The sequence below is a fragment of the Rhizosphaericola mali genome, assembly GCF_004337365.2.
In the GTDB taxonomy this organism is placed as follows: Bacteria; Bacteroidota; Bacteroidia; order Chitinophagales; family Chitinophagaceae; genus Rhizosphaericola; species Rhizosphaericola mali.
In genome coordinates this window covers 807113-822820 of the sequence record NZ_CP044016.1, presented here as the reverse complement: position 1 = coordinate 822820, position 15708 = coordinate 807113, and the positions used below count along the sequence as shown (strand labels likewise).

15 protein-coding genes are annotated in these 15708 nt (G+C 33.4%); 10 read left to right on the top strand and 5 right to left on the bottom strand.

Features of this window, described 5'->3' with window-relative positions:
* Positions 1–18: 18 nt before the first annotated feature.
* Complete coding sequence (locus E0W69_RS03530; protein ID WP_131328662.1) at positions 19–2169, top strand: PspC domain-containing protein; 2151 nt, start codon at positions 19–21, stop codon at positions 2167–2169.
* 47 nt (positions 2170–2216) lie between these two features.
* On the opposite strand, the gene E0W69_RS03525 is transcribed toward E0W69_RS03530, so the two are convergent.
* The 4 genes from E0W69_RS03525 to arfB all read right to left on the bottom strand — a co-directional run bounded on the left by E0W69_RS03525 (position 2217) and on the right by arfB (position 5978).
* Complete coding sequence (locus E0W69_RS03525) at positions 2217–3065, bottom strand: mechanosensitive ion channel family protein (RefSeq protein WP_131328661.1); 849 nt, start codon at positions 3063–3065, stop codon at positions 2217–2219.
* A 45-nt stretch (positions 3066–3110) separates the two neighbouring features.
* Positions 3111–3935 carry a 3-deoxy-8-phosphooctulonate synthase gene (gene kdsA / locus E0W69_RS03520; protein WP_131328660.1) on the bottom strand — a complete coding sequence of 275 codons (825 nt, stop codon included), beginning with the start codon at positions 3933–3935 and terminating at the stop codon, positions 3111–3113.
* A 10-nt stretch (positions 3936–3945) separates the two neighbouring features.
* Complete coding sequence (locus E0W69_RS03515) at positions 3946–5475, bottom strand: lipopolysaccharide biosynthesis protein (protein ID WP_131328659.1); 1530 nt, start codon at positions 5473–5475, stop codon at positions 3946–3948.
* Between the two features lie 110 nt (positions 5476–5585).
* On the bottom strand, positions 5586–5978 hold the full coding sequence (gene arfB / locus E0W69_RS03510) for an alternative ribosome rescue aminoacyl-tRNA hydrolase ArfB (RefSeq protein ID WP_131328658.1): 393 nt from the start codon (positions 5976–5978) through the stop codon (positions 5586–5588).
* A 71-nt stretch (positions 5979–6049) separates the two neighbouring features.
* Here arfB and dtd point away from each other — a divergent pair, with 71 nt between their 5' ends.
* From dtd to E0W69_RS03465, 9 genes are all read left to right on the top strand, one after another.
* Positions 6050–6502 carry a D-aminoacyl-tRNA deacylase gene (gene dtd, locus E0W69_RS03505; protein ID WP_131328657.1) on the top strand — a complete coding sequence of 151 codons (453 nt, stop codon included), beginning with the start codon at positions 6050–6052 and terminating at the stop codon, positions 6500–6502.
* A gap of 1 nt (position 6503) precedes the next feature.
* Positions 6504–6830 (top strand): nucleotide pyrophosphohydrolase, encoded by a 327-nt coding sequence (locus E0W69_RS03500; protein ID WP_131328656.1) that lies wholly within the window; start codon positions 6504–6506, stop codon positions 6828–6830.
* A gap of 9 nt (positions 6831–6839) precedes the next feature.
* Entirely contained in the window at positions 6840–7772 is a 933-nt protein-coding gene (locus tag E0W69_RS03495) for a YihY/virulence factor BrkB family protein (RefSeq protein ID WP_131328655.1), read from the top strand.
* Positions 7773–7893: 121 nt separating this feature from the next.
* Complete coding sequence (gene blaOXA, locus E0W69_RS03490; RefSeq protein WP_131328654.1) at positions 7894–8700, top strand: class D beta-lactamase; 807 nt, start codon at positions 7894–7896, stop codon at positions 8698–8700.
* Positions 8701–8794: 94 nt separating this feature from the next.
* A complete protein-coding gene (locus E0W69_RS03485) occupies positions 8795–9802 on the top strand; it encodes a vWA domain-containing protein (RefSeq protein ID WP_131328653.1) in 1008 nt (335 codons plus the stop codon).
* Positions 9799–10437, top strand: coding sequence for a tetratricopeptide repeat protein (locus tag E0W69_RS03480; protein ID WP_131328652.1), 639 nt, complete (start codon positions 9799–9801; stop codon positions 10435–10437). The genes E0W69_RS03485 and E0W69_RS03480 overlap by 4 nt, the downstream gene beginning before the upstream one ends.
* Before the next feature lie 58 nt (positions 10438–10495).
* On the top strand, positions 10496–11350 hold the full coding sequence (gene bla / locus E0W69_RS03475; protein ID WP_131331884.1) for a subclass B3 metallo-beta-lactamase: 855 nt from the start codon (positions 10496–10498) through the stop codon (positions 11348–11350).
* Between the two features lie 93 nt (positions 11351–11443).
* Positions 11444–13030: a sensor histidine kinase gene (locus tag E0W69_RS03470; protein WP_131328651.1), complete on the top strand. Its 1587-nt coding sequence runs from the start codon at positions 11444–11446 to the stop codon at positions 13028–13030.
* Entirely contained in the window at positions 13031–13780 is a 750-nt protein-coding gene (locus tag E0W69_RS03465) for a LytR/AlgR family response regulator transcription factor (protein WP_131328650.1), read from the top strand.
* Between the two features lie 605 nt (positions 13781–14385).
* Here E0W69_RS03465 and E0W69_RS03460 read toward each other — a convergent pair.
* The gene (locus tag E0W69_RS03460) at positions 14386–15627 is read right to left on the bottom strand and encodes a cation:proton antiporter (protein ID WP_131328649.1); all 1242 of its coding nucleotides are present in this window, start codon (positions 15625–15627) and stop codon (positions 14386–14388) included.
* Positions 15628–15708: the final 81 nt, after the last annotated feature.

Sequence of the window (15708 nt, the reverse complement as noted above, 5' to 3'; positions counted from 1 at the left end):
ACAATAATATATTAACTCATGAAAAAGGTTATCAACATAAATTTTCAAGGCAGCCTCATCCCAATGGAAGAATCTGCATTTGCAATATTGACACAATATATCGATAGTCTAAAAATTCATTTTGCCAAAGAAGAAGGTAAAGATGAAATTATTGGAGATATCGAAAATCGTATTGCCGAATTATTTGGCGAGCGTATGAAAAAAGGTGCTGCTTGCATCACTGATGATGATGTGAACGCCATCATTGACAGCATGGGAAGACCAGAGGATTTTGATTTGGACGTAGAAGATGTACCAACAAGTAATGCGGAAGAAAAAACTACCCAAACGGAACAAGCAGAAACTTCCAATGAAGAATCGCAACAACAAAAAAGTACTTCTGAAGAAGGGCCAAAAAGATTTTTCAGAGATGAAAACAACAAAAAACTAGGTGGCGTCTGTGCTGGAGTTGCAAATTATTTCAATATTGATCCTGTTGTTATCAGAATATTGGCTATCGTATTTTCCAGTGTATGTTTTGTGCCTTATATCATTATGTGGATTGTCATCCCAAGTACTGCAACGGAGCATATAGGTTCTACACGCAAAAGACTTTTTCGTAATTCGGAAGACAAAAAAATTGCAGGTGTTGCGTCTGGTTTGGCTGCATATTTTGGCATTAAGACGAAGATAGTTCGTATTTTATTCCTAGTTCCATTGATTTCCTTGGTATTGAACAATCATAATTGGAATTTTGAATGGTTTGGATTTCCACATTTTCTCTCTTTGAGTTTTGTGCCTAGTATGGTGATGATCTATATAATTCTGTGGATCGTCATCCCAGAGGCTACAACAACAAGTGAAAAATTGATGATGCGTGGCGAGCCAGTGGATTTGAACTCAATAAAAGATACCATTCAAAAAGACTTGGAAAGTAGTAAATGGGGAAAAAGTATTAATAAAAGTTTCAATAGCGCTTTTAGTAAAAAAGAAAAAAAATCAACGTCACAAGGATTTACTTCCACAGAAGAGACCACCTCAACTGAAAATGCAAATAACAATAATACGACAAAGAAAGGCGGCGTAGGTGATACGATAGCTTTGCTTTTTAAAATATTTGCCTATTGTGTGATTGGTATTGTCTTGTTCGCCGTAATTGCAGCATTGTTCGGATTGGGAATAGGACTCTTGGCCTTTTTACCTGCGAAAACGTATTTCCTCAATAGCGGCTGGGAGTCTATTTTCTCTTGGGGTACATTTATTTTCTTCATTTGGGTACCATTCATTGCAATTATTACTTGGATCGTTAGATTAATTACCAAAAGAAAAGAAAACAGCGCAGCTTATCGCACTACATTTATTTGTTTCTGGGGATTGGGATGGATTTGCTTATTTGCCTTAATTTCCTTTGTAGGCAGAGATTTTAGTAATTCTTTCAAGACTCCAGAAAATAATTATACTTACGATAAAAAAATCGCGACCTTATACATTGATAGAATAAAAAATAACAATGAAGATTATTACAATCTAGATTTTACATCTATGCGTGATTATTTAGAATATTTTGGCAAAGATTCTATCAACATTCAAAATATCTACGTGAGTTACGAACCTTCATTTGACAGTTTGTATCACGTAACTTATTACAAATATGCCAATGGCAAAGATGAAGACGATGCGAAAAAACATGCCTATAAAATCAATTATGCATTAGTAACGAGAGATTCTACATTGAATATTCCTAATAGCTTTGCGGTAAGTAGAACAGATAAATTTAGAAATCAAAAAGTTATAGTTAAAGTTAGTATTCCAGTTGGAAAAAGAATATTTATTAAAAACAATCTCTCCTTCCAAAATTATATGAATTTTTCATTCGGAGAAGATGGTGTTTATGGTGTTCATTCTGAAAGAGGGCAAGATTTAAAATCCGGAACCTTATATATAATGACTGAAAATGGATTGCAATCTTTGAATTATGAAGACAATCCTCAAGATGCTAATACATCCGGCAAAGACACATCTTCTCACAGTCAAAAAGGAAAAGTGTACGAATATCATCCAAAGTCAAAAAATACCAATAACGACGAAGAGGATAATACAGATGACAGACAAACGAGTATTTCTACCGATGACCATTCATTTTCCAAATTAGGATTTGCTTCTTTATTTCTAAATAAATTAGCGATTTAAAAAAGTTAAATTCAAAAAAAAATCCTGCAAATATTGCAGGATTTTTTTTATGCATTTTTAACTACCATGGATGATATCGGTAAATTAATTCCGTTTTTATCAAACTCCACTTTCAACTTTTCCAATACGCCCCAATATACTTTCCAATAATCTCCTTGGGTTGCATAAGGTGCGAAGCCTAAATAAATCGCTCCGCCTTCAATTTTAGAAACTACTACGGAAGGTTTGGGATCTTGCATTACTTCAGGGAAACTTTGCATTACTTCCACGCCTATACGTCTTGCTTTTTCAATATTTTCTGATGCATCAATAGCCAATTCGATAGAGACTTTTAGATTGCCATATTCATTAAAATTGGTAATTACACCCGTAGACAAAGCACCATTGGGAAGAAATACGGTTTTATTTTCTGGAGTTCTTAATACGGTATTCACAATTCCTATTTCTGTAACTGTTCCAGTCATTCCTTGTGCTGTAATAATATCACCTACCTTGAATGGCTTAAATATCATCAACATCACACCTCCTGCCAGATTCCCCAAAGAACCATTTAAAGCTGCACCTACTCCAATAGCCAAACCACCTAAAATAGCAGCGAATCCTGTTATCGGGATGCCTATCTGCCCAGCAATTGTTAGAAACAATAACACAGTCAAACCCACTTTTACCATAGAAAGTAAAAAGGATTTTAATGTATCGTCGAATTTGCGATAACTGAAAAATCTAGTAATCAATTTTACTGACCATTTTATCAGCCAAGTACCTACCAGATAAATGATAATTGCTATCAATATTTTCGGACCGTATTCCAATGCTTTGGCTTCAAAAAAATCAAACCATTTAGAGGTATTGTGGACGATTTGCGTCTCATCAATCTGCAACAAGATGTTTTTCATTTGCTTATCTTAATATTAAATACTTATCCAAAAAAATGCCATTTTTTACAAAATAACTTTCCTTACTTTTACTAATTTTTCTAATAAGCCTTCCAATAAATCTAATTTCAACATATTGGCACCATCACTCAATGCGACTGCAGGATTGGGATGTGTTTCTATAAATAATCCATCTGCACCCGTTGCAATAGCAGCTTTTGAGATTGTTTCGATTAATTGAGGATTACCTCCAGTTACACCACTCGTCTGGTTAGGTTGTTGCAAACTATGCGTACAATCCATGATTACAGGCACTCCGATCTCTTGCATAATCGGAATATTGCGATAGTCAACCACCAAATCTTGGTAGCCAAATGTCGTTCCTCTTTCTGTCAACATCACTTGTGGATTACCTGCTTTTTGCACTTTATCTACGGCAAATTTCATCGCAGCACCACTTACAAATTGTCCTTTTTTTACATTGACAATTTTATCTGTTTCTGCTGCAGCCACCAATAAATCTGTCTGACGACAAAGGAAAGCGGGAATTTGTAAAATGTCAATATATTTTGCAGCCATCGCCGCTTCTTCATGTGCGTGGATATCAGAAGTGGTGGGTAAATGATATTTTTCGCCCACGCTTTTCACATATTCCAATGCTTTTTCATCTCCAATACCCGTAAAGGAACTCAAACTCGTACGATTTGCTTTTCTATAACTTGCTTTGAAAACATAAGGAATACCCAAATTTTTACAAATGGTTGAAACTTTATCCGCCACTTCAAATACCAATTCTTCACTTTCTACAACACAAGGACCAGCAATCAGAAAGAAATTATTTTCATCGTAAGATTGATGGCTAAATAAGGATTTTAAATACTCGGGAATCATTTATTTTAAATTATATTTTTACTAAATACTTTTGAATATATTTTCCAATAACGGGAAAACTACTGATTTCTTTGCGCTCCGCAAATACGATCAAACCAAGAAAAACCACCATTAAAATCGTACCTGTAATCAAATGAACAATGCTACTATTTATGAGATGCATTATTCCATTTTGAATAAAAAACAGAATCAACATGACAATTACATACGCACTCAATTTTTTCACATTATATGGAATAGGGAAATATTTATGTCCCCAGAAATAGGAAATCACCATCATACTTCCATAACAAAAAAACGTCGCCCAAGCACTTGCATACATTCCAAATCGAGGAATAAACATATAATTGATTACCAAGGTAATCATTGCGCCGATCAAGGTAATATACATCCCAGAGCGCATCTTATTGGTCAATTTATACCAAACGGATTGGTTGTAATACACGCCCAAAAAGATATTCGCCAACAGCAATATTGGAACTACGCCCAAGCCCGACCGATAAGAAGGTCCGACTATCAATTTCCAAATATCCAAATACAACATTGTCACCAAAAATGCGCAACAGACCACAATAACAAACCATTTCATCACTCGTGCATACAATTTGGGCGCTTGTTTGTCTTGCGATTGACTAAAGAAAAATGGTTCGGCGGCCATTCTAAACGCCTGAATAAACAAACTAATAATGATACTTAGTTTGTAATTGGCAGAGTAAATGGATTGTTCCAATTTGGCATGTTCGAGTCCACCAGGCATCCATTTTACCAACATCACACGATCCATCGTCTCATTGATCATACCACCTAAACCCGTGATTATCATGGGACTACTATAAATAAATAAATCACGCCAAAGCGGTTTATTTATTTTTATTTTCACACCTCGCCATTGTGGATATAAGAGTACAAATGCAAAAACTGCCTGTGCAATATTGGCATAAAGTAAAAGTTGTACAGTTGTATGCGCATTATACCAATTGGCAAGAAACGTTCCAGGATGGCTTTCTGCATATTTTGGCAAAACACCCACAAATAATACAGTCAAAAGGACATTAATAAATACACCAGAGACATTGACAAAAGCATACCTTTTGGGTTTATTTTCTTGTCGCAATCTTGCAAAGGGAATAACTGCAAGCGTATCAAAAGCGACTATTAAAATACTGTAAGTGATATATTCTGGATGACCGACCTGCTCTACAAATCTGCTCAATGGGTAACGAAGTCCGATTAGAATCAAACTCAGCCCTATCGTACTCATCACCATAGAGCCAAATGCGGTACGTAAAAGCGTCTCTTTATTTACTTCTGGTTTATTGGAAAATCTGAAATATGCCGTTTCAAAACCGTAGGTGAAAATGATATTTAGAATCGCAATACAAGAATAAAGCAAACTAAAATCGCCAAAATCCACCATTCCTTTTTCGGTATGTAAAACACGTGTCAGAAATGGCGTCAAAAGATAATTAAGCAATTTGGCAGCAATATTACTCGCTCCGTACCAAACTGTCTGACTTGCTAATTGTTTTATTTTACTCAAAAGGAAAAATTTGGATGCAAAAATAAGGATTTGTGAATAGTGAGAAGTGAAATGTAATGAGTAATATGAAAAGCTCATTATTCTTCTTACATTTCACATTCTATTCAAATTCAATATTTCATTCTGCGTTGTGCTTTGAGATCACCGTGTTTCTTTTTCGAATCCAAGCGTTTTTGTTTAGATGAAAATGTTGGTTTGCTCGCTTTCCGTTTTTTAGGCTCGATCAGGGCGGCGTTAACCAATTGCAATAATTTTTGAATGGCAAGGCTTTTATTTTCCAGTTGAAATCTGGAAGATTGCGCTGTTACAATAAATTCGCCTTCAGAAGTCAATTTGTTCCCCAATTTAAATCGAAGTAAAGATTTCTGTGCATCCGTAAATAATTGAGAATCATTGACATTCCAACGCGCTTCGACCATAGTCTCCACTTTATTGACGTTTTGCCCTCCCTTGCCTCCACTCCTAGCCGTCTTAAAATCCATCTCTGTGGAAAAATCTATCATCTTTACTTTTTTTGAAGAAAATAAAATTACTCGAATGTTTTATTTTTACAAAAATCAAGCTAGAAATTTACATGCGTTTATTAATTCAAAAAGTAAAATCAGCCAGCGTAACCGTTGAAAATGAAATCATTGGAAAAATCGGAAGAGGTTTGTTAGTTTTCGTCGGGATAGAAGATCGAGATACGCAAGAGGATATTGATTGGTTGGTAAATAAAACAATATTATTGCGTGTTTTCGAAGATGAAAATGGCGTAATGAACAAAAGCTTGTTGGATGTAAAGGGCGAATTATTATTGGTAAGTCAATTTACCTTGCAAGCAAGCACCAAAAAAGGAAATCGTCCATCCTATCTGAAAGCTAGCAAACCAGAAATCGCTATTCCGATGTATGAAAAAATGATTCAATCATTTGAAAAAGCATTACAACATCCCATTCCCACTGGAAAATTTGGGGCAGATATGGAAATCGCATTAATTAACGACGGTCCAACAACGATCTGGATCGACTCTCAAAACAAAGAATAAAATGACAATCAAAGAAGCGCAGTCTGATATTGACAATTGGATAAAAACTGTCGGCGTTCGTTATTTTAACGAATTGACCAATCTTGGCATATTAATGGAGGAAGTAGGTGAATTAAGCCGATTGATGGTACGCAAATATGGCGAACAATCCTTCAAGGAAAGTGATAAAAACAAAGACTTAGGTGATGAAATGGCCGATGTGCTTTGGGTTTTACTTTGCTTGGCTAATCAAACAGGCATCGATATGACCGCTGCACTACAAAAGAATTTTGAAAAGAAAAATATACGTGACGCAACAAGACATTTGAATAATGAAAAATTAAAATAACCGACCCACATGCCTAAGTTAAACATCAAATTATTTTGGAAAATACTTTGGACTACAATCAATGAATTTATTGATTTAAAAGTACCAAAGATGGCGGCTGCATTGGCATATTACACCATATTTGCCATTGCACCGATGATCATAATTGTAATAAAAGTATGTTCCATTTTTGCTGTTAACAAACCGGAAAATACCATTTTTAATACGATTAAAGATTATGTTGGCAACAGCGCCGCGGTGCAGATTCAATCTATGATTACGAATGCTGCCATTTCTCCAAGTGGAGGTATTGCATATATTGTAAGTATTATCGCATTGATATTTTCAGCAACGGGTGTATTTACAGAAATTCAAGATAGCATCAATATCATTTGGAAATTAAAACCCAAACCTAAACAAGGTTGGTTAAAATTGATTATCAATCGATTATTAAGCTTTTCTATTCTTTTAAGCTTAGGTTTTATATTATTGGTTTCTTTATTGTTGAGCGCAGTTTTGGATGCCATTTCCGAACAATTCACCAAATTATTTCCGCAAATCAATCTTAATATAACTTTACTTATCAATTACAGTTTATCCTTTTTAGTGACTGTTTTGCTTTTTGGAATTATTTATAAAGTACTTCCAGATGCTAAAATCAAGTGGAAAGAAGTCATACGTGGCGCAATTACAACAGCGATTTTGTTCCTCGTGGGCAAATTTGGGATTGGTTACTATCTGCAAACCAGCAAGGTAGGAACAATATTCGGCGCCGCTGGATCAGCCATGTTGTTATTAGTTTGGGTATATTATTCCGCCTTGATTGTCTATTTCGGCGCAACTTACACACGTGTCAATGCTAATCTTAAAGGGCGAAAAATTTCACCAAATGATTATGCCGTTTATGTAGAGCAAGTCGAAGTTGATTCCGCAGAACATGAAGATAAAAATGTGGAATCTTAAAGTAGATTTGGAGAAAGAAAAATTTTCTATTTTTTATTTTGGAAAAATATAAATCTTATCAAACTGTATTAGAATTTTCTAAATACAGAATGCTACTTACTTTTGCCACAAATTTTTAAATATGCGTTTGGTCAAATTTCTTTCTTTCTTATTGGTAATCATTACATTATCAAGTTGTCAGTCTAATAATGTTACCATCAAAGATGAATGGAGTAAATATTTTAAAGACAATGGTGTAGAAGGTTCTTTTGCTTTGTACGACAATGGACATGACCAATTTGATATCTATGATTTAGATAGATACAAAGATTCTGCATATTTGCCTGCATCTACATTTAAAATTGTCAATTCACTTATCGGTATCGAAACTGGAGCGATTGACAATGAAAGAATGATTATCAAATGGGATGGTATTCATCGCCGTCCGGAATGGGACAAAGACTTGACTATGGAACAAGCATTCAAAGTCTCTGCAGTTCCTTATTACCAAGAAGTAGCAAGAAGGATTGGAAAAGATACAATGCAAAATTGGTTAGATACTTTGCATTATGGATCCACTAAAATCACTTCAAAAATCGACACATTTTGGTTAGATAATTCCTTAAAAATTACTGCTGACGAACAATTAGGTTTGGTAAAAAGATTATATTTTGAGCAATTACCTTTTCAAAAAAGAACGATTAATATTGTCAAAAAAGTGATGGTGCAACAACAAAACTCCAATTATATTTTAGCATACAAAACAGGTTTGGGATTTGATAATGGCAGACCTATCGGTTGGGTTGTTGGGTGGATCGAAGAAAATAAACATCCTTATTTCTTTGTTTTGAATATTGAGGGTCAACCTGGAAAAGATATTTCTGCAACAAGATTGAAAATATTAAATGATATCTTAAACAACGAAGGTCTTTTCAAAGGCGACAAATAATTGGCACGAATTAAGATACAAGATGTTAAAATAAATTTTATCTCTTGCTATTGTAGGATTTTGCGAGTAGATTTGAACCATACCTAAATACAACATGATCTCTTTTGAAAATACGGATTATTTTTGGTGGCTGTTGATATTCATTCCATTGATTTGGATATTTATCCTTGCTGTAAAAAGGAAAAAGAATATTATCCAAAAACTCGGATCACACCGACTCGTTGCCAAGCTTATTAGAAATTATTCTGCAAAAAACTTCCAGATAAAGTTTATCGTGGGCACAATTGCTATCCTTTTACTCATATTCGCAGCAATTAATCTTCAAAAACCAAAAGATGGTGCTGGAGAAAAAAAAGCGGGTGTCGACGTTATGGTCGCTTTGGATGTGAGTAAAAGTATGTTAAGTAGCGATATCAAACCTACTCGTTTGGATAAAGCTAAACAAGTAATTAGTGCACTCATTGATCAATTGGGTGATAATAGATTAGGAATGGTTGTTTTTGCAGGTCAATCCATTTTGCAAATGCCTTTGACGGACGATATTGGTGCAGCGCAAATGTATGCCGACAATGCTAATCCGGATATTATTCCGCTACAAGGAACCGAAATCGGAGATGCATTAACCGTTTGCAATCAAGCATTTAATACTGGAGAAAAAAAATACAAAGCGATTGTTTTGATTTCTGATGGGGAAGATCATGACCCTAAAACAGATGATGCTTTAAAAACTTTGAAAAATAGTGGAGTCGTCGTTTACACGATTGGCGTAGGTACGGCAGAAGGTTCGACAATTACAGAACCTGGATCTAATGATGTAAAATTGGACAAAAATGGTCAACCTGTTATTTCAAAATTAAATCAGAAGGAATTACAAAATATTGCGAAAGCTACTGGCGGTCAGTACTATCTTCTAGATAATAATCTACAAGCACCAAGAGAAATTGCCACAGCTATCAATAACATGGACAAAAAATTAATCGAAACAGGAAAAATGCCCGGAAGGAAGAACTTCACCGACTTTTTCCCTTATTTGATTGCGTTGGCAATATTGTTGTTGGTGATAGAATTGTTTATTCCCGAAAGAAAAAGGAGTTTATCTTGAAATATATAGTTCTATTTGGATGTTTATTATTGGCGATGAGCCAAGTTTCTTTTGCACAAAAAGGAAATAAGCAAATTGCGCAAGGAAATAAGTTGTATCAAGCAGGGAAATACAAACAAGCTGCTGCTGCGTACGAAAATGCATTGAAAATTGTTCCTAATAATCAAACGGCAAAATACAATCTTGCCAATGCTTTGGAAAAACAAAAGCAAGAAGAAAAAGCTTCTGAAATCTATCAGCAATTAGCAAAGAAGGGGAATAAAAATATTCAAGCAAATTCCTATTACAATGATGGTGTGGCAGATGTAAAATCTAAAAAATTGAAAGAAGCAATTGACGCTTTCAAAAATACGTTGCGTCGTGCACCCAATGATCAAGAGGCAAGAGAAAATTTGCAAAAAGCACTAAACGAACAAAAACAAAATCAAAAGCAAAATCAACAAAATAAAGATCAGAACAAACAAAACCAACCAAAAAACGATCAGGATAAAAAACAACAACAATCTCCTAAAGAGCAAGAAAACAAGAAGCAAATGGATCAATTGCTCAATCAATTAAGAGATCAAGAAAAAGATTTGCAAAAGAAATTACAAAAGCAAAATCAACAAACAAAACAACCTGAAAAGGATTGGTAATAATACAAGATAATTACATTTTACAAAAACATAGCCCGATTTGCAAAAGACATTTTACATCGTAATATTGGTATTTTTAATACTTTTTGATGTCGATGTCGCACATGCTCAAAAAATAAATCAACCAGTTCCAAATAAAGAATGGACACAGGCATTTCCTCCGTTTAAGATAGTAGGCAATTTGTATTATGTAGGCACTTCTGATTTGGCATCTTATTTAATTACCACTGATCATGGTTATATTCTCGTCAATACAGGAGTAGCGTCTTGCTTTCCGATGCTTAAAAAAAATATTGCATCACTTGGTTTGGATTACAAAAAAATCAAAATCCTATTAACCAATCAAGTGCATTATGATCATGTTGGGGCAATGGCAGCCATGAAAATAGAAACAGGTGCTCAATTTTATGTTGATTCCGCGGATGCAGACGTTTTAAAATCTGGCGGAAAGACGGATTACGAAATGAATTATTTAGGCGAAAGTTTTTTGCCAGTCCAACCAGACAAACTTCTCAAAAATCTAGATACCATCCAATTAGGAAATACGCAATTGATAATGTTACATCATCCTGGACATACCAAAGGATCTTGTAGTTTTCTTATGACTATTCGGGCAAATGGTAAATCTTATAAAGTATTATTAGCAAATATTCCAACAATCATTACGAATAAAAAATTTAAGGAAATCACCTCCTATCCTACTATTCAAAACGACTATAGATATACGATGGATACGATGAAGAATTTGCAATTTGACTTATGGTTTGCCGCACATGCAAGCCAATTTGATTTGCATAAAAAATATCACAAAAACAAGGTGTATACACCAAACGTTTTCAGAGATCAAAAAGGATATCAGGATCTCATAGAAAGCATAACTACGGAATATCAAGAGAAAATAGCGAGAGAATAAACCTAATTATAACTTGCTGTCGGATTCACAACACAGTTGACAGGATTCACATTAGTGAACTAAAAACAGGTCATCAGTAAATAGATTTACACTATGAAAAAAATATTACTGATATTACTACTTGCTATTACTACGGCAGAATTAAATGCACAGATTAATTGGTCAAATTATTCAACATCTGAATTAGGTTTCGTAACTGTTGCTATTCCTTACAATGGAACTTATGACAATTTCGAGCGGAAAGAAGCAGGTTATTCCAATTGGAATCCTCAAGAAAAATTGAATATTGATTCTAGTATTGCAGAGGTTTCTCCTTTATTTTTCGTTTACGATACGTCAAAGGTGTATTTTCTCTCTCCGATTGTAAATAAGATTTTCGACAATAGTTATGAATACGAAGTTTTAGTGAATAATAAGAAAATCATTACACCTTGGAAAAAATTTACAAATTTTACAAATGAAGCAATTGGAAATATGGGTGTTGGTGTAGGTATGTCAGATGGGTATACACCTAAATTGGGAAATTATCTTGTTTTCCTTCTCAGAAATAAAACTCATCAAATAATCACTTCAACTATTATATATTATCAGAAGATTAAACCAAAAATTTCTTTTTTCGCGTCTTCTAATAATGCAAATCTTTTTGAAAAAATAGCATCAAAAAATTTAACAATAGAGGAGAACAATACTCATTTGAATCTTAAAGACACCATAAAAATGTCTGATAAAGAAAATAATCTTTGGCTTCAGCTAGATACTAAAATATACGAAAAAAAGGCTTTAGAATATACACTCTACAAAAACGGGGAAAATATAAATAAATGGAAAACAAATGATTACAATAACAATAATATCATTTTAAAAGATTTAAATCCTGGATTCTACAATTTACAAATTAGATTATCTCGACAGAAAGCGGAAATATTAAATATAAATTTCCTTATTGAGCAACCTTGGTATAAAACACCAATATTTCTAATTGGAATTTTACTATTGTTAATTATATTGATCATTCTAGGCATACTTTATTTTAAATATATTCAACAAAAAAAACTTGCAAAATCCATTAAAACAAAAGCCAAAAAATCAGAAAATGAATTGGATAATCTATATGCATTATTAAATCCGCATTTTACATTCAACGCGCTAAATTCTATACAAGGCATTATCAATAAGGGCGATATCGATAAAGCGAGTCAATATTTATACTCTTTCGGACAATTATTACGTGAATCTTTAAAAGAAAGTAAGTTGAAAGAAATTCCTTTGGAAATTGAATTGAAAAATCTACAGAACTATGTACAACTCGAACAATTACGAACTCAATTTGAATATTCGATTCAAATTGATCCCAATATCAATCTATTTGAAACAAATATTCCACCATTTTTATTGCAACCTTTTGTTGAAAATGCAATCAAACATGGCCTTAGTAATACAGAAATCCAAGGCAATATTTCCATAATTATCAAACTAAAAGGAGAAGATATTTTCATTGAAATAAATGATAATGGTTACGGTTTTGACACCATGAATATAGAAAAAGGGTTTGGACTAGAATTAACGCAAAAGAGAATTGCGCTTATGAACCAAGAGTTTAAAGAAGAACTGATTTTATTGCAAATAAATTCGTCCTCAAATGGTACAAATATTCTATTAATATTTAAAAACTGGATGTAAATGCCCCCAATAAGCGCAATTATAGTAGATGATGAATTAGGCAATATTGAGAATCTTCATCTTCTAATTCGAAAATATTGTCCTAATGTAAACGTCCTTGATTTCACACCAAATGTGGATCAAGCTATTCTAAAAATAAAAGAATTACAACCACAATTAATATTTCTGGATATTCAAATGCCCAATAAAAATGGATTCGACCTTTTGAAATCCTTTGCCAATCCTCAGTTTGAAGTAATCTTTGTAACAGCATTTGATCAATTCGCTATACAAGCGATTCGATTTTCAGCGATTGATTATTTACTCAAACCAATTAATATTTCCGAACTGCAAAATGCAATTGAACGAGCATCAAAAAATTTGGAGAATAAAAGTAACAATAGCAAATTGGAAAATTTGATTTTATCTATCAATCAAAAGGCATTATCCAAAATCGCCATCAATAGCAGCAGAGAAACTATTTTTATAGATCCTAAAGAACTTTTATTTTGTAAGTCTGACAATAATTACACACATCTTTATTTACAAGATCATACAAAAATCACATCTAGTAAACCCATATTTGAATACGAAGAATTACTTGAAAATCAAGGTTTTTTCAGATGTCACCAATCTTATCTTGTTAATCTCACACATATAAAAAGTTGGATCAAACAAGATGGAGATCGTTTACTTATCAATGAAGGATTTGAAATTCCTATTGCTAGAAATAAAAAAGAAAGACTTAAAAAAGTTATGGGTTTAAGTTAGTTATAGTAGCTTATATAACTTTTGAATTTACATTAGAATAGTAGTAAAAGGGTAAAATATTAACTGGACTATTTACTAACTGTTTGAATTTAAGAATATTAAATATTTGCTTTTCCTTCAATTGAAATGGGATATCATGAGAATTTAAAATAAGAGAATCCATATTTACCGTAGGTAATTCATCCAAGATTTCTTTAACACTTGAAGGCTTTTTGGATTTGTTTCAATAACTATAAATTACTGGTAATATGAAATCAGTTTTTGTTTTTCTTGGTAAGATTAGAGAATTATACTTCAATAACTGACTTAATGTACTTTGAAAAATCATTCCAAATGAAGTTAAACTACCTGCAGAATCCAAATTTATTTCGGAAATTTTCTTACCATCCGTTTTAAAATAAACAAAAAACAATCCTTGTTGAAAAACATCAGAATGTGAGTCTAATGCAATATTTTTATCTAATTCAATCTTTAATTTTGAATTTAAAACTTGACTATTTACCCAAGTTTGATTATCAAACTAAGCATGTATATTATTTGATATTAATACTATAATTATAGAAAATAGAAACTTCAACATAACAAGTTATTTATTTTATTTTGATTTACTCCACCTCCATTTTCTTCGCTAATTTACCAATTGTCAATCCTTGAACTATAATGGAAAAAATTACCACTACGTATGTTATCGCGATAATAATTCCTTGACAAGGTCCATCAGGTAATGAAAGTGCCAATGCAATGGACACGCCTCCACGTATACCACCCCAAACCAAAACTTTTACAGTTTGCGGTCCAAATTTTTCTTTGAATGGAATAATCTTCGTCGGTATCCAAATTGATATTAATCGGGCAAATAAAACTACAAAAATACATATAATGCCTGGCGCCCAATAATGCCATAAGTTGGGCATTAAAAGAAGTTGCAATCCAATATATAAAAACAAAATCGAGTTCAAAATCTCATCAATCAATTCCCAAAACTTATTCAAATAATCGCGCGTTTCGGACTTCATCGTGAATCTCACATTGAAATTTCCCATAAACAAACCCGCCGCAACCATCGTCAATGGACCAGAAATATGCATTGCATGAGCAATTAGGTAACCGCCCATTACTACAGAAAGCGTCGTCAATACGGAAATTTTGTAGTCATCTACTCTACGCATCGCACGCGAAGCGCCCCATCCCAATAATACACCCAAAAGCAAACCACCTCCTGCTTCTTTCAATAATAACCAACAAATATTTTTAAAGGTTAAATCAATTTCCGCCCCTTGAGCCAATTGCAATATCACCGCAAACATTACAACCGACATCCCATCGTTAAATAAAGATTCCCCTGCGACTTTGGTCTCTAAGGATTTGGAGACATTGGCTTGCTTTAAAATACTTAATACGGCAACTGGATCTGTAGGCGAGATCAATGCACCGAATAGTAAACAATAGATAAATGGTATATGCAAACCAATCAACGGAAACACATAATAAACAATATACGCTACGACAAATGCCGAAATAATCACACTCACCGTTGAGAAAATCATGATCGGCCCTTTTTCCGCTTTTAGATTATTAATATTGACATGAATACCTCCTGCAAATAGCAAAAAATTAAGCATCGCTCCCATCAAAACTTCCGTAAAATCAAATTGGTTTACCAAATTGAAGAACTTAAAAAAAGTTTTTGGAAAAAAACGATCTCCAAGCGTTGCCATCACTAAAGAGACAATCATCGCAATCACCATGATACCAATCGTCGCTGGCAATTTTAAAAAGCGATAATTGAGATATGCGAAAAAAGAAGCGACTACAATGAGTACAGAAAAAGAATAGTATAGTTCCATTATTAACCTAGCAATTTAAATTCGATTAGGTGGAAATATACTTAATTTTTGGCTAAAAATGGCATATTATTTTAGTCCAAT